The sequence below is a fragment of the Methylobacillus pratensis genome (assembly GCF_054072455.1).
Genome location: NZ_JBSUSR010000003.1, coordinates 263,099 through 278,333 on the forward strand (window position 1 = coordinate 263,099; position 15,235 = coordinate 278,333).

Annotated in this window: 27 protein-coding genes; 23 read left to right on the forward strand and 4 right to left on the reverse strand. The window is 53.8% G+C overall.

What is annotated here, in order from left to right; genetic code table 11:
• The 23 genes from rpsC to ACW4YW_RS08820 all read left to right on the forward strand — a co-directional run bounded on the left by rpsC (position 1) and on the right by ACW4YW_RS08820 (position 12,930).
• Positions 1-711 carry a 30S ribosomal protein S3 gene (gene rpsC, locus ACW4YW_RS08710; RefSeq protein ID WP_309564197.1) on the forward strand — a complete coding sequence of 237 codons (711 nt, stop codon included), beginning with the start codon at positions 1-3 and terminating at the stop codon, positions 709-711.
• Positions 695-1,111, forward strand: coding sequence for a 50S ribosomal protein L16 (gene rplP / locus ACW4YW_RS08715; RefSeq protein ID WP_011478654.1), 417 nt, complete (start codon positions 695-697; stop codon positions 1,109-1,111). Before rpsC ends, rplP begins: the two co-directional genes overlap by 17 nt.
• A gap of 2 nt (positions 1,112-1,113) precedes the next feature.
• Complete coding sequence (rpmC, locus tag ACW4YW_RS08720) at positions 1,114-1,323, forward strand: 50S ribosomal protein L29 (RefSeq protein ID WP_011478655.1); 210 nt, start codon at positions 1,114-1,116, stop codon at positions 1,321-1,323.
• A gap of 11 nt (positions 1,324-1,334) precedes the next feature.
• Positions 1,335-1,607: a 30S ribosomal protein S17 gene (rpsQ, locus tag ACW4YW_RS08725; protein WP_025872351.1), complete on the forward strand. Its 273-nt coding sequence runs from the start codon at positions 1,335-1,337 to the stop codon at positions 1,605-1,607.
• A 162-nt stretch (positions 1,608-1,769) separates the two neighbouring features.
• Positions 1,770-2,138: a 50S ribosomal protein L14 gene (gene rplN / locus ACW4YW_RS08730; RefSeq protein ID WP_011478657.1), complete on the forward strand. Its 369-nt coding sequence runs from the start codon at positions 1,770-1,772 to the stop codon at positions 2,136-2,138.
• 11 nt (positions 2,139-2,149) lie between these two features.
• Positions 2,150-2,467: a 50S ribosomal protein L24 gene (gene rplX / locus ACW4YW_RS08735; RefSeq protein ID WP_457137210.1), complete on the forward strand. Its 318-nt coding sequence runs from the start codon at positions 2,150-2,152 to the stop codon at positions 2,465-2,467.
• A 9-nt stretch (positions 2,468-2,476) separates the two neighbouring features.
• Positions 2,477-3,016 carry a 50S ribosomal protein L5 gene (gene rplE / locus ACW4YW_RS08740; RefSeq protein WP_309564199.1) on the forward strand — a complete coding sequence of 180 codons (540 nt, stop codon included), beginning with the start codon at positions 2,477-2,479 and terminating at the stop codon, positions 3,014-3,016.
• 2 nt (positions 3,017-3,018) lie between these two features.
• Positions 3,019-3,324, forward strand: a complete 306-nt coding sequence (gene rpsN, locus ACW4YW_RS08745; RefSeq protein WP_457137211.1) for a 30S ribosomal protein S14 — start codon at positions 3,019-3,021, stop codon at positions 3,322-3,324.
• Positions 3,325-3,338: 14 nt separating this feature from the next.
• Positions 3,339-3,734, forward strand: coding sequence for a 30S ribosomal protein S8 (gene rpsH / locus ACW4YW_RS08750; protein WP_309564201.1), 396 nt, complete (start codon positions 3,339-3,341; stop codon positions 3,732-3,734).
• A 10-nt stretch (positions 3,735-3,744) separates the two neighbouring features.
• Positions 3,745-4,278 (forward strand): 50S ribosomal protein L6, encoded by a 534-nt coding sequence (gene rplF, locus ACW4YW_RS08755; protein ID WP_407994578.1) that lies wholly within the window; start codon positions 3,745-3,747, stop codon positions 4,276-4,278.
• 9 nt (positions 4,279-4,287) lie between these two features.
• Positions 4,288-4,641, forward strand: a complete 354-nt coding sequence (gene rplR, locus ACW4YW_RS08760) for a 50S ribosomal protein L18 (protein WP_457137212.1) — start codon at positions 4,288-4,290, stop codon at positions 4,639-4,641.
• Positions 4,642-4,656: 15 nt separating this feature from the next.
• On the forward strand, positions 4,657-5,166 hold the full coding sequence (gene rpsE, locus ACW4YW_RS08765) for a 30S ribosomal protein S5 (protein ID WP_011478664.1): 510 nt from the start codon (positions 4,657-4,659) through the stop codon (positions 5,164-5,166).
• A 5-nt stretch (positions 5,167-5,171) separates the two neighbouring features.
• Positions 5,172-5,369: a 50S ribosomal protein L30 gene (gene rpmD, locus ACW4YW_RS08770; protein ID WP_309564204.1), complete on the forward strand. Its 198-nt coding sequence runs from the start codon at positions 5,172-5,174 to the stop codon at positions 5,367-5,369.
• Complete coding sequence (gene rplO / locus ACW4YW_RS08775) at positions 5,369-5,803, forward strand: 50S ribosomal protein L15 (RefSeq protein ID WP_309564205.1); 435 nt, start codon at positions 5,369-5,371, stop codon at positions 5,801-5,803. The genes rpmD and rplO overlap by 1 nt, the downstream gene beginning before the upstream one ends.
• A gap of 7 nt (positions 5,804-5,810) precedes the next feature.
• On the forward strand, positions 5,811-7,133 hold the full coding sequence (secY, locus tag ACW4YW_RS08780; protein WP_309564206.1) for a preprotein translocase subunit SecY: 1,323 nt from the start codon (positions 5,811-5,813) through the stop codon (positions 7,131-7,133).
• An 8-nt stretch (positions 7,134-7,141) separates the two neighbouring features.
• Positions 7,142-7,360 (forward strand): translation initiation factor IF-1, encoded by a 219-nt coding sequence (gene infA / locus ACW4YW_RS08785; RefSeq protein ID WP_011478668.1) that lies wholly within the window; start codon positions 7,142-7,144, stop codon positions 7,358-7,360.
• A gap of 22 nt (positions 7,361-7,382) precedes the next feature.
• A complete protein-coding gene (gene rpmJ, locus ACW4YW_RS08790) occupies positions 7,383-7,496 on the forward strand; it encodes a 50S ribosomal protein L36 (protein WP_081620790.1) in 114 nt (37 codons plus the stop codon).
• 126 nt (positions 7,497-7,622) lie between these two features.
• A complete protein-coding gene (rpsM, locus tag ACW4YW_RS08795) occupies positions 7,623-7,985 on the forward strand; it encodes a 30S ribosomal protein S13 (RefSeq protein ID WP_011478670.1) in 363 nt (120 codons plus the stop codon).
• A 13-nt stretch (positions 7,986-7,998) separates the two neighbouring features.
• Entirely contained in the window at positions 7,999-8,388 is a 390-nt protein-coding gene (gene rpsK, locus ACW4YW_RS08800) for a 30S ribosomal protein S11 (protein WP_011478671.1), read from the forward strand.
• A gap of 81 nt (positions 8,389-8,469) precedes the next feature.
• Entirely contained in the window at positions 8,470-9,456 is a 987-nt protein-coding gene (locus ACW4YW_RS08805; protein ID WP_309564207.1) for a DNA-directed RNA polymerase subunit alpha, read from the forward strand.
• A gap of 10 nt (positions 9,457-9,466) precedes the next feature.
• The gene (rplQ, locus tag ACW4YW_RS08810; RefSeq protein WP_407994581.1) at positions 9,467-9,862 is read left to right on the forward strand and encodes a 50S ribosomal protein L17; all 396 of its coding nucleotides are present in this window, start codon (positions 9,467-9,469) and stop codon (positions 9,860-9,862) included.
• A gap of 324 nt (positions 9,863-10,186) precedes the next feature.
• Positions 10,187-11,626: a magnesium transporter gene (mgtE, locus tag ACW4YW_RS08815; protein WP_457137213.1), complete on the forward strand. Its 1,440-nt coding sequence runs from the start codon at positions 10,187-10,189 to the stop codon at positions 11,624-11,626.
• Positions 11,623-12,930: a mechanosensitive ion channel family protein gene (locus ACW4YW_RS08820; protein ID WP_457137214.1), complete on the forward strand. Its 1,308-nt coding sequence runs from the start codon at positions 11,623-11,625 to the stop codon at positions 12,928-12,930. Before mgtE ends, ACW4YW_RS08820 begins: the two co-directional genes overlap by 4 nt.
• 119 nt (positions 12,931-13,049) lie before the next feature.
• Here ACW4YW_RS08820 and rpmG read toward each other — a convergent pair whose 3' ends face one another.
• From rpmG to coaBC, 4 genes are all read right to left on the reverse strand, one after another.
• Positions 13,050-13,205, reverse strand: a complete 156-nt coding sequence (gene rpmG / locus ACW4YW_RS08825) for a 50S ribosomal protein L33 (RefSeq protein WP_011478679.1) — start codon at positions 13,203-13,205, stop codon at positions 13,050-13,052.
• 10 nt (positions 13,206-13,215) lie between these two features.
• On the reverse strand, positions 13,216-13,452 hold the full coding sequence (rpmB, locus tag ACW4YW_RS08830; protein ID WP_011478680.1) for a 50S ribosomal protein L28: 237 nt from the start codon (positions 13,450-13,452) through the stop codon (positions 13,216-13,218).
• A gap of 86 nt (positions 13,453-13,538) precedes the next feature.
• Positions 13,539-13,991 carry a dUTP diphosphatase gene (gene dut, locus ACW4YW_RS08835; protein WP_457137215.1) on the reverse strand — a complete coding sequence of 151 codons (453 nt, stop codon included), beginning with the start codon at positions 13,989-13,991 and terminating at the stop codon, positions 13,539-13,541.
• A 36-nt stretch (positions 13,992-14,027) separates the two neighbouring features.
• The gene (coaBC, locus tag ACW4YW_RS08840; RefSeq protein WP_457137216.1) at positions 14,028-15,227 is read right to left on the reverse strand and encodes a bifunctional phosphopantothenoylcysteine decarboxylase/phosphopantothenate--cysteine ligase CoaBC; all 1,200 of its coding nucleotides are present in this window, start codon (positions 15,225-15,227) and stop codon (positions 14,028-14,030) included.
• Positions 15,228-15,235: the final 8 nt, after the last annotated feature.

Sequence of the window (15,235 nt, forward strand, 5' to 3'; positions counted from 1 at the left end):
ATGGGTCAGAAAATTCATCCGTTTGGTTTCCGTCTGAGCGTCCAGAAAAACTGGTCTTCTCGTTGGTATTCCAATAGTAATAATTTCCCTGCGATGTTGAACAGCGACATCAAGGTGCGCGACTTCCTGAAGAAGAAGCTTGCTCATGCAGCTGTCAGCAAGATCGTGATCGAGCGTCCTGCCAAGAACGCCAAGATCACCATCTACAGCGCACGCCCTGGCATCGTGATCGGCAAGAAGGGCGAGGACATCGAGTCCTTGCGTTCCGGCCTGCAAGGCTTGATGGGTGTTCCTGTTCACTTGAACATCGAAGAAGTCCGCAAGCCTGAGATTGATGCGACACTGATCGCCGAAAGCATTGCCCAGCAACTTGAAAAGCGTGTGATGTTCCGCCGCGCCATGAAGCGTGCGATGCAGAACGCGATGCGTCTGGGTGCTCAAGGCATCAAGATCATGAGTTCGGGTCGTTTGAATGGTATCGAAATCGCACGTACCGAGTGGTACCGCGAAGGCCGTGTGCCTTTGCATACCCTGCGTGCCGATATCGATTACGGTGTGGCAGAAGCGAAGACTACCTACGGTATCATCGGTATCAAGGTATGGGTGTTCAAGGGCGAAGTGTTCGGCAATAAGCTCGAACAAGCCGCTCAACCTGCTGAGCCAGAAAAGAAAGTAAGAAAGTCGGGGGCAAAAAATGCTGCAACCAGCTAGACAGAAATTCCGTAAGATGCAGAAGGGCCGCAACAAGGGCATCGCAACTACCGGTAACAAGGTAAGCTTTGGCGAGTTCGGTCTGAAGGCAATTGGTCGTGGTCGACTGACCGCACGCCAGATTGAAGCGGCTCGTCGTGTGATGACCCGTCATATCAAGCGTGGCGGCCGTGTATGGATCCGCGTCTTCCCAGATCAGCCGATTTCCAAGAAACCTGCTGAAGTGCGTATGGGTAACGGTAAGGGTAGTACCGAGTACTACATTGCCCAGATCCAGCCTGGCAAGATGTTGTATGAAATGGACGGTGTCAGTGAAGAGCTGGCACGTGAAGCGTTCCGCTTGGCTGCTGCGAAGCTGCCGATCGAGACTACCTTCATTACTCGTCATATTGGGAGCTAGTCATGAAAGCGTCCGAATTGAGAAACAAGACTGTTGAAGAGTTGAACAATGAGCTGATCGAGCTGCGCCGCGCGCAATTCTCTCTGCGCATGCAACTTGCCACTCAGCAGTTGAACAAAGTTGACCAGGTAGGCAAAGTGCGCCGTGATATCGCTCGCGTTCGTTCTGTGCTTGCTGAAAAAGCCAAAGCGGCTAATGCAAGTCAAGCTTAAGCGGAGTCATTATGAGCGAAAATCAAACTGAAAAACTAGTTCGCACTTTGAGTGGCCGTGTAGTAAGCGACAAGATGGACAAGACTGTGACCGTTCTGGTCGAGCGTAAGGTGAAACACCCTTTGATCGGCAAGGTCGTGCGTCGTTCCAACAAGTTCCATGCTCACGATGAAAACAATGAGTGCAAGGAAGGCGACCTGGTCGTGATCGAGGAAAGCCGTCCGCTTTCCAAGACCAAGACTTGGCGCGTTAGCAAGATTGTAGAAAAAGCACGTATTGTGTAATAAAAATTGCCCTTCCACTTGCAATCGCTTGGAAGGGCAATATATAATGTCGGACCTTTTGGCGCCCAACAAGCTGGCGCCCCAATACTGACCGTGGTGCTGTCAGCCGTTTTTGACAAGCGGCTGGTGTTGGTTTAACGGATTAAGTTGGAGATTATTCTCATGATTCAAATGCAGTCTCGGCTGGATGTTGCCGATAACACCGGTGCACGCTCTGTTATGTGCATCAAGGTGTTGGGTGGTTCTAAGCGTCGTTATGCAGGCATTGGTGACATCATCAAAGTCAGCGTGAAGGATGCTGCCCCACGTGGTCGCGTCAAAAAAGGCGAGGTCTATAGCGCGGTTGTTGTTCGTACCGCCAAGGGTGTTCGTCGTCCAGACGGTTCCTTGGTCAAGTTCGATAGCAACGCTGCAGTATTGTTGAACAACAAGCTGGAACCGATTGGCACCCGTATTTTCGGGCCGGTGACACGTGAGCTGCGTGGCGAGCGTTTCATGAAGATCGTTTCTCTGGCACCCGAAGTTCTATAAGGAGTTGCTGGATGAGTAAGATTCGCAAGGGTGATGAAGTCATCCTGAATACAGGTAAAGATAAAGGCAAGCGCGGTACCGTGCTGCGCGTGTTGGCGACAGGCCAGGTTCTGGTCGAAGGTATCAACGTCGTCAAGAAGCATGCCAAGCCCAACCCAATGCGCGGTGTGGCTGGCGGTATCATCAGTAAGGAGATGCCAATCGACGTCTCTAATGTTGCTTTATTCAATCGTGCCACCCAGAAGGGTGATCGCGTTGGCTTCAAGACGTTGGACGATGGCCGCAAGGTTCGCGTATTCAAGTCCAGTGGCGAAGTTGTGGACGCATAAGGGTAGATCATGGCTCGTTTAAAAGATTTTTATAAGGACACCGTGGTTAAGCAGCTGGTTGAGCAGTTTAACTACAAGTCTGTGATGGAAGTGCCTCGCATTGAAAAGATCACCTTGAATATGGGTGTGGGCGAGGCTGTTGCTGACAAGAAGGTCATGGAAAACGCTGTGGCTGACCTGGAAAAGATCGCAGGTCAAAAGGTTGTCGTGACCAAGGCCAAGAAGTCCATCGCCGGCTTCAAGATCCGCGATGGCTACCCTGTAGGTTGCAAGGTGACACTGCGTCGTGAGCATATGTACGAATTCCTGGATCGTCTGATCACAGTGGCTATTCCTCGTATTCGTGACTTCCGCGGTATTTCCCCTAAGTCCTTCGATGGTCGTGGCAATTACAATCTGGGTGTGCGTGAGCAAATCATTTTCCCGGAAATCGAATACGACAAGATCGATGCATTGCGCGGGTTGAATATCACCATCACTACCACTGCAAAGACTGATGAAGAGGCGCGTGCGCTCCTCTCCGCATTCAGCTTCCCATTTAGGAACTAATCATGGCAAAAACCTGCATGATCGAGCGCGAGCAAAAGCGTCGCGACACAGTGAAGAAATATGCAGCCAAGCGTGCTGAATTGGTTGCGGTTATCAACGATGCCAATGCATCCGCTGAAGACCGTCGTGCCGCACGCAACAAGTTGCAAAGTCTGCCGCGTAATTCCAGCCCTGTCCGCCAGCGTAACCGCTGCGCGTTGACTGGCCGTCCACGTGGTGTATTCAGTAAATTCGGCATTGCGCGTGGTAAGTTGCGCGAATTGATGATGCGTGGCGAAGTGCCAGGCGTCACCAAGGCTAGCTGGTAACGGAGGAATTTAGTATGAGTATGAGTGATCCGATTGCCGATATGCTGACGCGTATCCGTAATGCGCAAAGCACCAACAAGGTCTCTGTTTCCATGCCGTCATCCAAGCTCAAGCGTGCTATCGCAGCCGTGCTGAAGGATGAAGGCTACATTGATGATTTCGCTGTGCAGGATGCCGATGGCAAGCCCCAGCTGAACATCAGCTTGAAGTACTATGCTGGCCGTCCAGTGATTGAGAAGATTGAGCGCGTAAGCCGTCCAGGCCTGCGCATCTATCGCGGCAATCAAGAGATTCCAGTGGTAATGAATGGGTTGGGTGTGACGATTGTTTCCACATCCAAGGGTGTAATGACTGATCGTAAAGCACGCGACGCCGGTATCGGTGGCGAAGTGCTGTGCGTAGTGGCTTAAGGAGAAAGCAATGTCTCGTGTAGCTAAAAATCCAGTCGCTATCCCCGCCAAGGTTGAAGTGGTATTGAGCGCTGGCAATATTGCAGTCAGCGGCCCGCTCGGCAAGTTGTCCCTCCCGTTGAGTGGCGATGTTGCGATCGAGCGTGACGGCGACAATCTGACATTTGCTGTTGCCCGTGAGTCGCAACATGCGCGCGCGATGTCCGGTACTTTGCGTGCCTTGGTGTTCAATATGGTAACCGGTGTTTCTCAGGGTTTTACCCGCAAGCTCACTCTTGTTGGTGTGGGTTACAAGGCGCAGGCGCAGGGCACTAACCTGAACCTGGACCTGGGTTTTTCCCATCCAGTGAACCACAAGATGCCTGAAGGCGTGACGGTGCAAACACCATCTCCTACCGAGATCGTGTTGACCGGTGCCGACAAGCAGGTGGTTGGTCAGGTCGCCGCGCAGATTCGTGCTTATCGTGCTCCAGAGCCTTATAAGGGCAAGGGTGTTCGCTATGCCGATGAAGTGGTGATTATCAAAGAAACCAAGAAGAAGTAAGGTGTAGCTATGAGTAATGTGAATTCACGTCAGCGTCGTGCACGTAAAACCCGTGCCAAGATCGCCGAGTTGAAAGCTATCCGCCTGAGTGTGCATCGTAGCAACAGCCACATCTATGCTCAGATTATTGCCGAAACTGGTGACAAGGTGCTTGCTAGCGCTTCTACCCTTGAGGTTGAAGTCCGCAACGATGTCAAGAATGGCGGCAATATCGCTGCTGCCGCAGTGGTTGGTAAGCGTATCGCGGAAAAGGCCAAGGCTGCAGGTATCACCACTGTTGCATTTGACCGTTCCGGCTACAAGTACCATGGCCGTATCAAGGCGCTGGCTGATGCCGCGCGTGAAAACGGCTTGTCCTTCTAAAGACTGAGGTTGATGATGGCAAAAGTTGAAATTGAACAGCAGCAAACCGATGGTTTGCGCGAGAAAATGATCGGCGTCAACCGCGTCACCAAAGTGGTGAAGGGTGGCCGGATCATGAGTTTCGCCGCACTGTCCGTAGTAGGTGACGGTGATGGTGGCGTAGGTATGGGCAAGGGCAAGGCGCGTGAAGTGCCGGTTGCCGTGCAAAAGGCGATGGACGAAGCTCGTCGCAGCATGATCAAGGTAAGCCTGAACAATGGCACCCTGTATCACGCTGTCACCGGTGTTCACGGTGCTGCCAAGGTATTCATCCAGCCTGCTTCCGAAGGTACCGGCATTATTGCTGGCGGCGCAATGCGCGCGATCTTCGAAGTGATGGGCGTGACCAACGTATTGGCGAAATGTATTGGTTCCACCAATCCATACAACGTCGTACGCGCCACCCTGAACGGCTTGAAGTCCATGAATACTCCTGCTGAGATTGCTGCCAAGCGTGGCAAGAGCGTTGAAGAAATCAGAGGTTAATCATCATGGCTAAGGCAAAGAAAGCAAATGATTTGATCAAGGTGACCTTGGTCAAGAGCACCATCGGTAGAATCAAGTCTCATCGCGCAAGCGTCGCCGGCCTGGGCCTGCGTCGCCTGAATCAGACCGTTGAAGTGCAGGATACTCCTGCCAATCGCGGCATGATCAATGCGGTGAGCTATCTGTTAAAGGTAGAAGCATAATGAAGCTGAATACTATCAAGCCTGCTGAAGGCGCTAAGCACGCCAAGCGTCGTGTCGGTCGTGGTATTGGTTCCGGCCTGGGCAAGACTGGTGGCCGCGGCCACAAGGGTCAGAAGTCCCGTGCCGGTGGTTTCCACAAGGTGGGTTTCGAAGGCGGTCAAATGCCTTTGCAACGTCGTCTGCCTAAGCGTGGTTTCAATTCCTTGACCAAGGCTGATACTGCCAATGTGCGCACCGCCGATCTGGTCCGCATCGAAGCTGACGTGATTGACCTGTTGGCATTGAAGCAAGCCAATGTGATTCCTGGCAGCGCTCGCGCTGTGAAGGTATATCTCTCTGGCGATGTGACCCGTGCCGTGACAGTTCAAGGCCTGGCGCTGAGCAAGGGTGCCCGTGCTGCGGTTGAAGCAGCTGGCGGCAAGATTGTAGAGTAATCAATTCGTGGCTAACGATAGTATTTTCGGTGCGGTAGGAAAAGTAAGCGAGTTGAAGAACCGCTTGCTTTTCGTATTGGGTGCCTTGATCGTTTTCCGTCTTGGTGCGCACATTCCGGTTCCTGGTATCGACCCGGATGTGCTGGCCCGACTGTTCGAGTCGCAGAGCGGCGGTATCCTCGGCATGTTCAATATGTTCTCGGGCGGCGCCCTGGAACGTTTCACGATTTTTGCCCTGGGTATCATGCCGTACATCTCGGCTTCCATCATCATGCAGCTCCTGACCGTGGTTTCTCCGCGCATGGAGCAGTTGAAGAAGGAAGGCGAGAGCGGTCGCCGCACGATCACCAAGTACACGCGTTATGGCACGGTATTCTTGGCTACATTCCAGGCGTTGGGCATTGCCATCGCATTGGAAGGGCAGGCAGGCCTGGTGCTGGATCCAGGGTTCATGTTCCGCTTCACCACGGTGATTACCTTGGTTGGCGGTACCATGTTCCTGATGTGGCTGGGCGAGCAGATCACCGAGCGCGGCATTGGTAATGGTATTTCCATCATCATTTTCGCCGGTATCGTTGCAGGTTTGCCGCATGCGATCGGCGGTACGCTGGAGTTGGCACGCACAGGTGCGTTCTCGATTCCGTTGGTGCTGTTCCTGTTTGTCGCTGCCGTACTGGTGACCGCGTTCGTGGTGTTTGTCGAACGCGGCCAGCGCAAGATTACCGTGAACTACGCGAAGCGCCAGGTGGGACGCAAGGTATTTGGTGGCCAGACAAGCCACTTGCCGCTGAAGCTCAATATGGCTGGTGTGATTCCGCCGATTTTCGCTTCAAGCATTATCTTGTTCCCGGCGACCATGGCGGGGTGGTTCGGTAGCCACGAAAGCATGGCTTGGCTGAAGGATATTGGTTCGACCCTGTCCCCTGGCCAGCCGCTGTATATTATTTTCTTTGCTACGGCAATTATCTTCTTCTGTTTCTTTTATACCGCGTTGGTATTCAATCCAAAAGAAACAGCGGACAACTTGAAGAAGAGTGGTGCATTTGTTCCAGGGATCCGTCCTGGTGAGCAGACTGCGCGATATATCGATCGCATCATGGGTCGTCTGACCCTGGCTGGTGCCCTCTATATCACCGCGGTATGTTTGCTGCCTGAGTTCTTGATCCTGAAATTCAATGTGCCGTTCTATTTCGGTGGTACTTCTTTGTTGATTATCGTGGTTGTGACCATGGACTTCATGGCACAGGTGCAATCCCACTTGATGTCGCATCAATATGAAGGCTTGCTGAAAAAAGCTAACTTTAAGGGCGGTGCGGGTCTCCCGCGTTAATTGGCGGTATGGCAAAAGAAGATCGTATTGAAATGCAGGGCGAGGTTCTCGAGAACCTCCCGAATGCAACGTTTAGGGTCAAACTGGAAAATGGCCATGTCGTGCTGGGCTATATTTCAGGCAAGATGCGCATGCACTATATTCGTATCCTGCCCGGTGACAAGGTCACCGTGGAAATGACTCCTTATGATTTATCGCGTGCGCGGATTATTTTCCGCGCCAAGTAAGATTTTTGCGAAGAGGTGAGAGATGAGAGTTCGTGCATCAGTGAAGACATTGTGCCGTAATTGCAAGGTGGTTCGCCGCCGTGGTGTTGTGCGTATTATTTGCACTGACCCACGTCACAAGCAACGCCAGGGTTAATCCGGTAACGTGGTTTTAAATGGGGCTGGTTTTTAATCTATTTGTTAAAACCCGGTCAAGCTGTTAAAATTTTGGGCTTTTTTGGCGATTTGATTAAACGATGCGCCATTATTTTGGAGTAGCTACATGGCTCGTATAGCAGGGGTAAACATCCCAAATCATAAACATACTGAAATCGCATTGACTTCGATTTACGGTGTGGGCCGTACTACGGCAAAACAAATTTGTCTGGCTGCAGGCGTATCCGCGACAGCGAAGATCAAGGATTTGAACGACGCTGAAGTTGAAAAGCTGCGTGATGAAGTCGCCAAGCTACAAGTGGAAGGCGACCTGCGCCGCGAAGTGACGATGAACATCAAGCGTCTGATGGATCTTGGCTGCTATCGCGGCATCCGTCACCGTCGCGGTTTGCCGGTTCGTGGTCAACGTACTAAGACCAATGCGCGCACTCGCAAGGGTCCAATCAAGCCTATCAAGGCATCCAAGTAAGGAATAGCAAATAATGGCTAAAGCTAACGTACGCGTACGCAAGAAAGTCAAAAAGAATATTGCCGAGGGCATCGCTCACGTGCATGCTTCTTTCAACAACACCATCATCACGATCACTGACCGCCAAGGTAACGCGTTGTCTTGGGCAACTTCCGGCGGCGCAGGCTTCAAGGGCTCCCGTAAGAGTACACCTTTTGCTGCCCAGGTGGCTGCTGAAGCTGCCGGCAAGGCTGCTCAGGAGTGCGGTGTCAAGAATCTGGAAGTGCGCATCAAGGGCCCAGGCCCAGGTCGCGAATCCGCTGTGCGCGCATTGAATGCCGTTGGTTTCAAGATCACCAGCATCTCCGACGTGACCCCCGTGCCACACAACGGTTGCCGTCCACCGAAGAAGCGTCGTATCTAAGCTGGATATCAGGTTGCAGCCACGATAACTGGGTTGTCGTGGTTGATTTATTTAAAGAAATCGAGGACCGTAAGGATAGCTATGCAAAACAGTCCGACTGAATATTTAAAGCCACGCGTCGTTGACGTTGATGTGATTTCGCCCGTGCGTGCACGTGTGACACTGGAGCCAATGGAGCGCGGTTTTGGTTATACGCTGGGTAACGCCCTGCGTCGAGTATTGCTGTCTTCCATTCCTGGCTTCGCTATTACCGAAGTCAAGATTGATGGCGTGGTGCATGAATACTCCACGCTGGATGGTGTGCAGGAAGACGTGGTAGATATCCTGCTGAACCTCAAGGGTGTTGCACTCAAGCTGAACAGCAAGAGCGAAACTACTTTGACATTGAACAAGAGTGTCGAGGGTGTGGTGACTGCCGGTGATTTCGAGACTGGCCATGATGCTGAAATTGCTAATCCTGATCATGTGATTGCTCACCTGACCAAGGGCGGCAAGCTCAACCTTGAAGTCAAGGTAGAGATGGGCCGTGGCTACCAGCCTGTTCCGCAGCGCCAGAAGAGCGAAGATGAAGACCGTGTATTGGGTTTCATCCAGGTGGATGCTTCTTTCAGCCCGATCAGCAAGGTAAGCTACCAAGTCGAAAGCGCCCGCGTTGAGCAGCGTACTGACCTGGACAAGCTGATCATGGATGTCGAGACCAACGGCGTGGTTGAGCCTGAACAGGCTATCCGTGACGCTGCACGCATCCTGATGGGTCAGCTTTCCGTATTTGCTGATCTTGAAGGCGCTCCTTCTGAGATCGAAGTGAAGCAAGCGCCTCAGGTAGATCCTATCCTGCTGCGTCCGGTGGATGATCTGGAATTGACCGTGCGTTCTGCCAACTGCTTGAAGGCGGAAAATATTTATTACATTGGTGACCTGATTCAGCGTACTGAAAATGAGCTGTTGAAAGCACCAAATCTAGGCCGTAAATCTTTGAATGAGATTAAGGATGTACTGGCCTCCAAGGGCCTGACATTGGGCATGAAACTAGAAAATTGGCCACCTGCGGGCCTGGAAAAGGTGTGAGGGAATCACTATGCGTCATCGCAACAGCAATCGTAAACTAAACCGCACCAGTAGCCATCGTCAAGCTATGCTGCGTAACATGGCTAACTCTCTGCTTCGCCATGAAGTCATCAAGACGACCTTGCCGAAGGCAAAGGAACTGCGTCGTGTAGCAGAACCTTTGATCACCCTTGGCAAGGAAGCGACTCTGGCTAACCGCCGCCTGGCGTTCAGCCGTCTTCGCGACCGCGATATCGTCGGCAAGCTTTTCAACGAGTTGGGTCCTCGTTACCAAACTCGCAATGGCGGCTACCTGCGTATCCTGAAGTGCGGTTTCCGCGTAGGCGACAATGCGCCTATGGCATTGGTCGAATTGGTTGACCGCCCAGAACTGGCTACAGACGGTGAGGTTGTAGCAGCTGAATAAGCGCTCAGCCTTAGCCTGGAAAAAGCCGGTTCTTGAACCGGCTTTTTTATTATCAAGCATTTGCCCAATACATTGTCATGGCAAATGTGCGTATTGAATCGCGCAATCTGTCAAAGGGAGGTCATCATTGCAGTCTATAACTGATGATTTTCTTCATTTGCATTGTGCGGGATTGATAGAAAAATCTTTGGCTTATCCCAAGATACTTAAAGAAATAGTTTAGTATTTGCTGAAGTGGCATCAATGCTGAATATATAATTTCTTACTGCGACCAATGCCTGCCAGGCATTTCCCTCAACATATTGGCACAGGTTTCAAGAGCATATGGCGGATATTCAGGAATCGAAGGAAAGTTTGCAGGAAAGCCTGCAGCAGGTTATCACCCTGCTGAACAAGCACCGCCTGGTTGAGGAGTTGGTGCACAAGCAGGACATGCCCAAGCAGGAGCTCGTGCAGACTTTGGTGCACAGGCAAAACCTTGCCGAGCTGCAAAAGAAACTGGATAGCCTGCATCCGGCTGACGTAGCCTATATCCTGGAAGCATTGCCGCTAGAGCAGCGCTTGGACGTCTGGGACCTGGTCAAGGCCGAGCGCGATGGCGAGATCCTGCTGGAAGTCTCGGACGCGGTACGGCAGACGTTGATCGCGGACATGGACAGCGACGAGCTGCTCGCCGCCGCAGAACAGCTCGATACGGATGAGCTGGCCGACCTGGCGCCCGACTTGCCCAAGGACGTGCTGCAAGAGCTGCTCGAGAGCCTGGATAGCCGCAACCGCGAACGCTTGCAGTCCGCACTCGCCTATTCCGACGACGCCGTCGGCGGCCTGATGGACTTCGACATCATCACGATCCGCGAAGATATTACCCTGGAAGTCGCCTTGCGTTATCTGCGCCGTATTGGCAGCTTGCCGGACCACACGGACAAATTATTCGTGGTCGACCGCAATGACGTGTTGCGCGGCGTGCTGCCTTTAAAGCGCCTGGTCGTGAACGACCTGGATTCCGGCGTTGCCGAGATCATGGCGGATGACGCCGTGGTATTCCACCCTGAAGACAAGGCCGACGAGGCGGCCAAGGCGTTCGAACGCTATGACTTGGTGACGGCTCCAGTGGTCGATGACAACAACCGCCTGGTAGGCCGCCTCACCGTCGACACGGTAATGGACTATATCCGTGAGGAAGCGGAAAGCGATATGCTATCCATGGCGGGTTTGCGTGAAGAGGAAGACATCTTCGCTTCGGTATGGAAATCGGTGCAGAACCGCTGGATGTGGCTCGCCATCAACTTGATGACTGCGTTTGTCGCCTCCCGCGTCATCGGCCTGTTTGAAGGCTCTATCGAGAAAGTGGTGGCCCTGGCCGCGCTGATGCCGATTGTGGCGGGGATAGGCGGCAATTCCGGCAACCAGACGACGACCATGATTGTACGTGGCCTGGCGCTGGGACAGATATCCAGCCACAACACCAAGTCGCTGCTGATCAAGGAAACCGGCGTGGGCCTGCTCAATGGCCTGATCTGGGGCAGCGTGCTCGGGGTAATCGCCTACCTGCTTTACAACAATATTGCCCTGGGTGCCGTGATGACGGCCGCAATGACCTTGAACCTGCTGCTGGCTGCCGTGATGGGCGTGATGATCCCTCTGGTGATGTCGACGAAGTTCAACCGCGACCCCGCGGTCGGTTCCAGCGTTCTCATCACCGCAGTGACGGATAGTGGCGGTTTCTTTATTTTCCTTGGGCTTGCAACGATCTTCTTGCTATGAACAATACGATCTTCTCGGTCTGGCAAGACCTTGTCCATGATTTCTCCTCGGCAGCCGTACTATGGCAGGTGGGCATCATCGTTGCCAGCCTGTTGACGGCATGGTCCATCAACAGCCTGCAACGTGCGCGTCTCGCCAACAGCAATGCCCACCCCGCGGCGATCGAGGGCCTGACGCGCGTCCTGTTCCCGATTTCCTCGCTGGTCATGGTATTGGTTGGACAGTTGGTCATCGGCCATTGGTACAGCGCGAGCTTGCTGGAGCTGGCTTCGCGCCTGTTGATTGCCATGGCGGTCATCCGCCTGGCCGTGTATGTGCTGCGATACGTGTTTTCACCCAGCGGCTGGCTGAGGACGACAGAGAATATATTCTCTACGGTCGTCTGGCTGATTCTGGTGCTGCATGTGACTGGCCTGCTGCCCGACATTATCGAAGCGCTTGATGGCGTACGTTTCAATATCGGCAAGAGCGCCGTCAGCTTGTGGCTGGTGATCCAAGGGTTGTTCACGGTGTTGATCACCGTGTTCATCGCCTTGTGGCTGAGCCGCCTGATCGAAAACAAATTGATGCTCGCCACCAATATCAACATCAATATGCGGGTGGTGATCAACAAGGTGATCCGCATCGCCTTCGTGTTCATTGCCGTACTGGTGGCGTTGTCTGCGGTCGGCCTCGATATCACCCTGCTCTCGGTATTCGGCGGGGCGTTGGGGGTGGGCCTGGGCTTCGGTCTGCAGAAGATTGCGAGCAATTACGTCAGCGGGTTCATCATCTTGCTGGACGAGTCCATGAGCCTGGGAGATTTTGTCACTATCGGTTCGTATTACGGTAGCGTGCAGGAACTGCGCTCCAGATATATGGTGCTGCGGCAGCTGGATGGGACGGACGTGATCATTCCCAATGAAACCCTGATTACCAGTGCGGTGGTCAACCATACGGCCACCCGCAGGCGCGTCAAGGTCGCCTTGCCCATCCAGGTGGGTTACGACACCGACTTAAGGGCGGCGCTGGAGCTGATGAAGGAAGTGGCAAGCCGGCACCCGCGCGTGATGAAGGATCCTGCGCCAGATGCCAAGCTGGTCGGTTTTGGCGAAAGCGGTATAGACCTCAACCTGACAGTATGGGTGCCTGACCCGGAGAATGGGGCGGGCGATATTCCGTCCACTGTTTATTTGAACCTGTGGGATGAATTCAAGGCCCGCGGCATTTCGATTCCATTCCCGCAGCGCGAGGTGCATGTTTTTGGCCATGGGTTGGCCAATGCCACAGATGCGGATAATACGCCCAATGGTGCGGCAAGCTGACCGGTTCTGTAGGGATTACTAGTTGCTAAACGGTTAAGCGCCCATCTACTAGCAGCCACATCAAATAGCAAATAAAAAGCCCGCAATTGCGGGCTTTTTTAATTTCACCAATGACTGAATTACTTCAGCTTGGTTTCCTTGTACAGGACATGCTTACGGGCAACGGGATCAAACTTCTTGATCTCCATCTTCTCTGGCATGGTGCGCTTGTTCTTGGTCGTGGTGTAGAAATGACCAGTACCGGCGCTGGATTCCAGTTTGATTTTTTCACGCATGATTCAGTCCTTAGATCTTTTCGCCGCTGGCGCGCAGATCAGCCAGAACAGCATCGATACCATTCTTGTCGATAGTGCGCAGAGCAGCATTGGTGATACGTAGGCTAACCCAGCGGTTCTCGCTCTCGACCCAGAACTTGCGGTTTTGCAGGTTGGGAAGGAAACGACGCTTGGTCTTGTTGTTTGCGTGGGAAACATTATTCCCAACCATCGGCTTTTTGCCGGTTACCTGACATACGCGTGCCATGGCGGACTCCGAAATTCGAAAAGACCGCATTTATACCATGAAAAACGATATCTTTTCAAGTGAATTCAAAGATTTTTGTCAGAAGCTTACTGCCGGCCTGTGCTGCCGAAGCCGCCTGCGCCGCGCTCGCTGGCCTGGAAGTCGTCGACAATATTGAAGCTGGCCTGCACGACGGGGACGATCACCAGTTGGGCGATGCGTTCCAGCGGGTTGAGAATGAAACTCTCCTTGCCGCGGTTCCAGCACGAAACCAGGAGTTGGCCCTGGTAGTCGGAGTCGATCAGGCCGACCAGGTTGCCGAGGACGATGCCGTGCTTGTGACCCAGGCCGGAGCGCGGCAGTATCAGCGCGGCATAGTGCGGGTCGGCGAGATGGATCGCCATGCCGGTAGGGATCATGATGGTCTCGCCGGGCGCCAGGGTTTGCGTATGCTCTATGCAGGCACGCAGGTCCAGGCCGGCGGAACCGGGCGTCGCATAGCTGGGTAACATATGCTGCAAGCGGTCATCCAGTATCTTGACGTCTATCTTCAGGCTCATGAATATGCTTTCTTGGTTGGTTTGTCTACGGCCAGCTTATCCAGCGTGGCTTTTATCCAGCATGGCCGCGATATGTTGCAACAATCCGCGCGCCAGCACTAGCTTGGGCGCCTGCGGCAGGGGATGCGTGCCTTCGTCATCAAGCAATACCAGGCTGCTTTCGTCTTGCCCCAGGGCCTCGCTGGCAATATTGGCGGCAATCAATGGCAGGTGTTTCCTGCGGCGCTTTTCCTCGGCATATTGCAGCAGGTTCTCGCTTTCGGCGGCAAAGCCAACGCAGAAGGGCGCATCATCGCGCGAGGCAACGGTAGCGAGGATATCCGGGTTGGCTTTTAGCGTGATGGTGATTGGTGCCGTGCTTTTCTTGATCTTGTGCTGGCTCGCTTGCACAGGGCGGTAGTCCGCGACAGCCGCGACCGAGATGAAAACGTTCTGGCCCTTGAGGTTGGCTTCGACGGCAGCGAGCATTTCCTGTGCGCTGGCGACATGAATTGTGTTGGCGCCAGAGGGTGGTTGCAATGCGACCGGGCCGCTCACCAAGGTGACTTCCGCCCCCATCTCGATGGCTGCGCGGGCAATGCTGTAGCCCATCTTGCCCGAGCTGTGATTGGTAATGACACGTACCGGGTCTATGGTTTCCTGTGTTGGCCCGGCAGTGACGAGGATGCGCTTGCCGGCGAATAGTTTGGGCTGGGAGCTGGAGAGCAACCGTTCGACGAGCTCTTCCGGCTCAAGCATGCGGCCGGGGCCGGTTTCGCCGCAGGCCTGTGAGCCGCTGGCAGGCCCCAATATGCTGATGCCGTCGTGCTGCAGCTGGCGGATATTGCGCTGCGTGGCCGGATTGTTCCACATTTGCTGGTTCATCGCCGGGGCGACCAGCAGCTTGCAGTCGCGTGCCAGGCACAGCGTGGAGAGCAGGTCGTCAGCGGCGCCATGCACCAGCTTGGCGAGGAAGTCCGCGCTGGCGGGGGCGACCAGTACGGCATCCACCTGGCGGGAGAGGTCGATATGCGCCATGCCGTTGCCATTGTCCGGTTGCCATAGATCGGTGTAGACCGGTTTGCCGGAAAGCGCCTGGAATGTCATCGGCGTGACGAATTGCGTCGCCGCCGGCGTCATGACCACCTGCACTTCTATATCCTGCTTGACCAGCAACCTGACCAACTCTGCCGCCTTGTAGGCAGCAATGCCGCCCGTAACGCCGAGCAAGAGTTTTTTTATGGAATAATGGCTCATCAGGAAAT

Coding starts and splice junctions, on each gene's coding strand:
- rpsC (WP_309564197.1), top strand. CDS start 1: ATGGGTCAGAAAATTCATCCGTTTGGTTTCCGTCTGAGCGTCCAGAAA.
- rplP (WP_011478654.1), top strand. CDS start 695: ATGCTGCAACCAGCTAGACAGAAATTCCGTAAGATGCAGAAGGGCCGC.
- rpmC (WP_011478655.1), top strand. CDS start 1,114: ATGAAAGCGTCCGAATTGAGAAACAAGACTGTTGAAGAGTTGAACAAT.
- rpsQ (WP_025872351.1), top strand. CDS start 1,335: ATGAGCGAAAATCAAACTGAAAAACTAGTTCGCACTTTGAGTGGCCGT.
- rplN (WP_011478657.1), top strand. CDS start 1,770: ATGATTCAAATGCAGTCTCGGCTGGATGTTGCCGATAACACCGGTGCA.
- rplX (WP_457137210.1), top strand. CDS start 2,150: ATGAGTAAGATTCGCAAGGGTGATGAAGTCATCCTGAATACAGGTAAA.
- rplE (WP_309564199.1), top strand. CDS start 2,477: ATGGCTCGTTTAAAAGATTTTTATAAGGACACCGTGGTTAAGCAGCTG.
- rpsN (WP_457137211.1), top strand. CDS start 3,019: ATGGCAAAAACCTGCATGATCGAGCGCGAGCAAAAGCGTCGCGACACA.
- rpsH (WP_309564201.1), top strand. CDS start 3,339: ATGAGTATGAGTGATCCGATTGCCGATATGCTGACGCGTATCCGTAAT.
- rplF (WP_407994578.1), top strand. CDS start 3,745: ATGTCTCGTGTAGCTAAAAATCCAGTCGCTATCCCCGCCAAGGTTGAA.
- rplR (WP_457137212.1), top strand. CDS start 4,288: ATGAGTAATGTGAATTCACGTCAGCGTCGTGCACGTAAAACCCGTGCC.
- rpsE (WP_011478664.1), top strand. CDS start 4,657: ATGGCAAAAGTTGAAATTGAACAGCAGCAAACCGATGGTTTGCGCGAG.
- rpmD (WP_309564204.1), top strand. CDS start 5,172: ATGGCTAAGGCAAAGAAAGCAAATGATTTGATCAAGGTGACCTTGGTC.
- rplO (WP_309564205.1), top strand. CDS start 5,369: ATGAAGCTGAATACTATCAAGCCTGCTGAAGGCGCTAAGCACGCCAAG.
- infA (WP_011478668.1), top strand. CDS start 7,142: ATGGCAAAAGAAGATCGTATTGAAATGCAGGGCGAGGTTCTCGAGAAC.
- rpmJ (WP_081620790.1), top strand. CDS start 7,383: ATGAGAGTTCGTGCATCAGTGAAGACATTGTGCCGTAATTGCAAGGTG.
- rpsM (WP_011478670.1), top strand. CDS start 7,623: ATGGCTCGTATAGCAGGGGTAAACATCCCAAATCATAAACATACTGAA.
- rpsK (WP_011478671.1), top strand. CDS start 7,999: ATGGCTAAAGCTAACGTACGCGTACGCAAGAAAGTCAAAAAGAATATT.
- ACW4YW_RS08805 (WP_309564207.1), top strand. CDS start 8,470: ATGCAAAACAGTCCGACTGAATATTTAAAGCCACGCGTCGTTGACGTT.
- rplQ (WP_407994581.1), top strand. CDS start 9,467: ATGCGTCATCGCAACAGCAATCGTAAACTAAACCGCACCAGTAGCCAT.
- mgtE (WP_457137213.1), top strand. CDS start 10,187: ATGGCGGATATTCAGGAATCGAAGGAAAGTTTGCAGGAAAGCCTGCAG.
- ACW4YW_RS08820 (WP_457137214.1), top strand. CDS start 11,623: ATGAACAATACGATCTTCTCGGTCTGGCAAGACCTTGTCCATGATTTC.
- rpmG (WP_011478679.1), bottom strand. CDS start 13,205: ATGCGTGAAAAAATCAAACTGGAATCCAGCGCCGGTACTGGTCATTTC.
- rpmB (WP_011478680.1), bottom strand. CDS start 13,452: ATGGCACGCGTATGTCAGGTAACCGGCAAAAAGCCGATGGTTGGGAAT.
- dut (WP_457137215.1), bottom strand. CDS start 13,991: ATGAGCCTGAAGATAGACGTCAAGATACTGGATGACCGCTTGCAGCAT.
- coaBC (WP_457137216.1), bottom strand. CDS start 15,227: ATGAGCCATTATTCCATAAAAAAACTCTTGCTCGGCGTTACGGGCGGC.